Here is a 4,543-nt window from a genome sequence, read left to right on the forward strand (position 1 = left end):
CAGCGTCGACGTGGTGATCTCGAACTGCGTGATCAACCTTTCCACCGACAAGGACCGGGTGCTGGCCGAGGCGTTCCGGGTGCTGCGCCCGGGTGGCCGGTTCGCTGTCGCCGACATCGTGCTGCTGCGTGATCTTGAGCCGCGCCTGATGACCGTGGTCGAGCTGTGGACCGGTTGCATCTCCGGCGCGCTCACCACCGAGGACTATCGGGCGAAGCTGCGCAACGCGGGCTTCGACAACGCCACCGTGCAACTCACCCGCGAATACACCGAAGAGGATCTCCACGACCTCGCCGGCGCCGTCACGCACGCGCTACCGGGCGGTCTCACCGAGGCGGACGCGGTGACCGGCTTGACCGGCGCTTTCGCCAGCGCCTTCATCCGCGCCGACAAGGCCGGATAGTCCGCCAACTCAGCGCGGAAACGTCTCCTGCCGCACTCTCGCAACCCCTAGCCCCGGCGCCGGAACGCCAGGTAGAGCGCAGCGGCCACCGATACCCCGACCGGCCACAGCATCGGAGCGCCGATGCTGACCGCCAACGCCAGCGAGGCGGCCGTCGCGATGACCGACCCGCGCCGCGCCCAGCCGGGCGGCAGCAGCCGGACGGCGGCGGCGCTGCCGACCAGGTAGACCGCGGTGAAGGAACTGGTGGCCAGCAGCATCACGGTCGTCAGATCGAGCCCGGCCACGCTGGTCACCAGCAATGACAGCAATGCGCCACCGCCGACGATCAGCAGACTGCGCCGCGGCACCGCACCGGCGCTGCTGCCTTGGGCGAACCAGTCCGGCAGTGCGCCGTCCCGGGCCAGCGCGGCACCCAGCTTGGCGGCCCCGGCGAAGAAGGTGTTCATCGTGCCGATGGTGAGCAGCACCGCCACCACGGCGGTGGCCGGACGGGCCACCGGTCCGATGCCCAACGCCATCAGGTCGGACAGCGGGGCAGCGCTGGCCCCGGCCCGCTGACCGAGCACCAGGATGGTGGTGGCGGCCAGCGCCAGGTACAGCACGCCGACGGTGATCAGCGCGATCGTGGTCGCCCGCGGCACGCTGCGTGCCGGATCACGGTATTCGGCGGCCAGCGACGACATGGCTTCCCAGCCGGCGAACGCCCAGACCAGCAGGCCGGCCGCCGCGGCTACCGATCCCCAGCCGTGCGGCAGCAGCGGGCCGACGGCGTCCGGACGGAGGTGGGGCAGCGCCACCACGACGGTCAGCACCATCAGGGCGGCCAGGACGGCGGCCAACCCGAGTTGCACGGGGCCGGACAGGCGCAGCCCGACCGCGTTCAAAGCCCAGACGATCACGGTCAGCACGGCGGCGGTGGTGATCTCGGTGGCTCTGCCGCCGCCGATCGCATCGGCCACATACCGGCCCGCCATCATCGCCGCCGCGGGTGCGGCCGCCGGCACCGCGGTGTAGAAGCACCACCCGATCATCGCCGCCGTCCGGTCACCGAAGGCGCGCCGGACGTAGGTGGCGACACCGCCGGCGTCCGGGTAGCGGGCGCCCAGCGCGGCGAAGGTACCGGCCAGCGGTACCGACAACAGGATCAGCGCCAGCCAGGAGAGCAGGCTGGCCGGTCCGGCGATCTCGGCGGCCAGCGCCGGCAGGGTCAGGACGCCGGTGCCGAGCACCGCGCCGATGCTCAGTGCGGCTCCCTGGCCGACCGACAGCCCGCCCGCCGAAGCGGCCTTCGATCGTCCGGCGTCGGGGTGTTTCCGGGTGTTCTGTGTCATCTGCTCTGCGTCACTGTGTCATCTGCTCTGCGTCACTCTGCTCCGCCTGGCCGGCATGTGCCCTCCGGCCCGCGGAGCCTACACCGCGGCTGCCGGCGTCCGGCGCCACAGCCGGACGGCTAGCAGCAACGCGGCCACCCCGACCAGAGCCCAGATCGCGATGAAGAGCGGCATCGGTGCGTAGTCGCGCAGCGCGAACATGGTGAAATCGAGAGCAGCGTGCGCGACGATCGCCAGCAGCAGATACCGCGCGCCCTTCCGGTAGGCGAGCACGATCAGCAGCGCGAAGACCAGGTGGCCTGCCATCGCCGGCAGCCGGTCGAGCCCGGTCCCGATGAACAGCCACGGGTCGGCGGCGCTCAGCTGGGCGACGGTCTCCGGCGGTAGGGACGACGGCGCCAGCAGCAGGCTGAGGGTGCCCAGCAGGTAGGGCAGCCCGAACATGATCGCCTCGGTGCCGCCGTGCCCGATGCCGGCCGCGATGGCGCCGTCGCCGTCGCGGTGCCGGCGCAGCGGGCCGATCCGGAACGACAGCCAGCGGGCCAGCTCTTCACAGACCCCGTAGGTCAGTGCGGTGAGCGCCAAGGTGGCCAGCGGCGGCAGCCCGAGCCCCGGGTACACCACGGCCACCAACGGCACGTTGACCACCAGGTTCAGCAGGTAGCAGCAGGCGGCGATCAGCGGCACCGAGCCGGGCACCCGCCGGCGTCGGCACCACCAGGCCGCCGCCACGACGGGCAGCACCAGCATCAGGACCAGTTCGACGATGATCGCGAGCAGTTGGGTGACGGAAATGGGCATGACGATTCCTCTCGGGTGTGGGTGGGCCGTGTTTCGGGCACGGCGGTGCCGGGGTAGGAGCGGGACGGGCCGAAGGCCCGGAAGATGGGGAGCAGATCAGCGCTCTCGGCAGCTGTGGGTCGCGCTTCTTCCGCCGTTGGTTGAGCTTGTCGAAACCCCTTGTGGCGCTTTAGTCAGGGTCTCGACAAGCTCGACCGACGGGGTCAGTGGATCAGAGCGTCAGCCGGAGCCCTGGCCGGTGTACTCGGCGGCGGCTTCGGCGAGCGAGCGCAGCGAGTCCAGATGGCCGCGGAACGCCGTCCGGCCCTGATCGGTGAGCGAATACCAGGTGCGGGGTCGCTTGCCGACGTGGCCCTTGGTGATCTTCAGGTAGCCGGACGCCTCCAGCGCCGCGGCCTGCTTCGACAGCGTTGAGTCGGAGGCCCCGATGGCGTCGCGGACGAAGGCGAACTCGGCCCGGTCGAGGCCGACCAGGGAGGCCATGATCGAGAACCGGACGGGGGAGTGGAACTGCTCGTCGATCATGATTGGTGCCTCGTCCGACGCAGCACCGCCCGGGCGCCCAGGAAACAGGTGGCCAGCATCGCGATGCCGCCGGCCAGCCACCACGGCCAGGCCAGGTCGTAGCTGCTGCCGAGTACGACGGTGACCACCCAGACCAGCGTCCACACCGCCATCACCCAGCCGTGGATCCGGGCGCCGCCACGTACCATCGTGCGCTGCTTCGCCGCATAGAGGCTGATCCCGAGGATCAGCGCACCCCACAGCCCGGTCAGCACGATCGTCCAGGCCAGGCCGTGCAGGACGCCGAAGGCCGGCGCGATCAGCAACGATGCGACGCCGAAGATCAGGTAGTAGCGAGCCAGCCAGCGCGCCGAACGGTGGCCACGGAGCGCCAGTTCGTCGGCCTGGCTGAGGGCGAGCTGGTAGTTCGTCGGTTCCATGTCTCCAACCTAGCAAGTACTTTCCATTCTGGAAAGTACTTTCCTCGGATCGAGTCGGCTGGGAGCTCCCTAGAGAACCGTGCCTCCGATCACGAACAGCAGCCCGCCCAACGCGATCAGCACCAGCAACAGCACCAGCAGCGCGAACGCGCGGGCGTCCGGGAGCCGGCGTCCCACGAACAGTGCCCCCAGGGTGCTGGCCAGCCGGCGGCTGTGGATGAAGGTGACCGCGCCGGCCACGGCGGCGCTCAGCGCCGCCAGGGTGTAGCCGATCCCGGGTGCCACCTCGGTGACCAGCCGGGCACTGACCAGGCTCGCCCCCAACCCGGCCAGATTGACCCGCTGCCAGGCCAGCGACGTCCGTTCCGGCTGGAGACCGGGATCCCACACGCCGCCGGGGTGCTCGACCGGGCCGTCCATCAGCTGAGCAGGCTGAAGGCAGCCAGGCCGGCGATGAGCAACAGGATGACCGACAGCATCGGCAGCACCGAGGGTCGGGTCAGCGGCGTCCCGAGTCGCATCGCGCGTTCGTTGCGTGCCCAGCGGGTGAAGCCGGTGAAGCCGCACAGCACGCCGCAACTCAGCATCACCACGGCCGCGACGATGAAGCGGCTACCGGTCGCCGGGGCGAAATGGGCCAGTGCTGCGACGCCGAGCCCCGCGGTGACGAAGGCCAGGCCGGTGCGGATCCAGGCGAGGAAGGTGCGCTCGTTGGCCAGGCTGAATCGGGGATCGGGCTCGTCGCCGACCCCGTAGACCGATGTCGGCCAGCGGCCCCCTGCTTCCTCGTGCTGCATGCCGCTGAGAATAGCGCCGGGGTGCCGTGTCGTCCCGGGCCCGCTGAACCGTACACTGTCGCCTCATCGAAAGGACACGCAGGTGAGTCAGAACGGACCTTTTCCCCCGGGAGGCAGTGGCCCAGACCCCGGCGCGTGGCAAGGCGGGCAGGGATACCCACCTCCTGGTGGACCCGGCGGACCCGGCACACCCGGCGGGCCGGGTGCGGGCTGGGGCGGTCAACCAGTTCCCGGCCAGCCTGCCTCCGGCCAACAGGCTCCCGG

7 protein-coding genes are annotated in these 4,543 nt (G+C 70.7%); 1 reads left to right on the top strand and 6 read right to left on the bottom strand.

The window, feature by feature from the left end:
* On the top strand, nt 1–403 hold a 403-nt coding region (locus Q0066_RS11495), incomplete at its 5' end, for a methyltransferase domain-containing protein (RefSeq protein ID WP_298133023.1).
* 47 nt (nt 404–450) lie between these two features.
* On the opposite strand, the gene Q0066_RS11500 is transcribed toward Q0066_RS11495, so the two are convergent.
* The 6 genes from Q0066_RS11500 to Q0066_RS11525 all read right to left on the bottom strand — a co-directional run bounded on the left by Q0066_RS11500 (nt 451) and on the right by Q0066_RS11525 (nt 4,279).
* The gene (locus Q0066_RS11500; protein ID WP_298133025.1) at nt 451–1,737 is read right to left on the bottom strand and encodes an amino acid permease; all 1,287 of its coding nucleotides are present in this window, start codon (nt 1,735–1,737) and stop codon (nt 451–453) included.
* A gap of 78 nt (nt 1,738–1,815) precedes the next feature.
* The gene (locus tag Q0066_RS11505) at nt 1,816–2,538 is read right to left on the bottom strand and encodes a YhfC family glutamic-type intramembrane protease (RefSeq protein WP_298133027.1); all 723 of its coding nucleotides are present in this window, start codon (nt 2,536–2,538) and stop codon (nt 1,816–1,818) included.
* 219 nt (nt 2,539–2,757) lie between these two features.
* Entirely contained in the window at nt 2,758–3,063 is a 306-nt protein-coding gene (locus Q0066_RS11510) for a transcriptional regulator (RefSeq protein ID WP_298133029.1), read from the bottom strand.
* Entirely contained in the window at nt 3,060–3,482 is a 423-nt protein-coding gene (locus Q0066_RS11515; RefSeq protein ID WP_298133031.1) for a hypothetical protein, read from the bottom strand. The genes Q0066_RS11510 and Q0066_RS11515 overlap by 4 nt, the downstream gene beginning before the upstream one ends.
* A 69-nt stretch (nt 3,483–3,551) precedes the next feature.
* Nucleotides 3,552–3,902: a DUF202 domain-containing protein gene (locus Q0066_RS11520; RefSeq protein ID WP_298133032.1), complete on the bottom strand. Its 351-nt coding sequence runs from the start codon at nt 3,900–3,902 to the stop codon at nt 3,552–3,554.
* Nucleotides 3,902–4,279: a DUF202 domain-containing protein gene (locus tag Q0066_RS11525; RefSeq protein WP_298133034.1), complete on the bottom strand. Its 378-nt coding sequence runs from the start codon at nt 4,277–4,279 to the stop codon at nt 3,902–3,904. The genes Q0066_RS11520 and Q0066_RS11525 overlap by 1 nt, the downstream gene beginning before the upstream one ends.
* Nucleotides 4,280–4,543: the final 264 nt, after the last annotated feature.

The sequence above is a fragment of the Micropruina sp. genome, from assembly GCF_027492755.1.
Taxonomy (GTDB): domain Bacteria; phylum Actinomycetota; class Actinomycetes; order Propionibacteriales; family Propionibacteriaceae; genus Micropruina.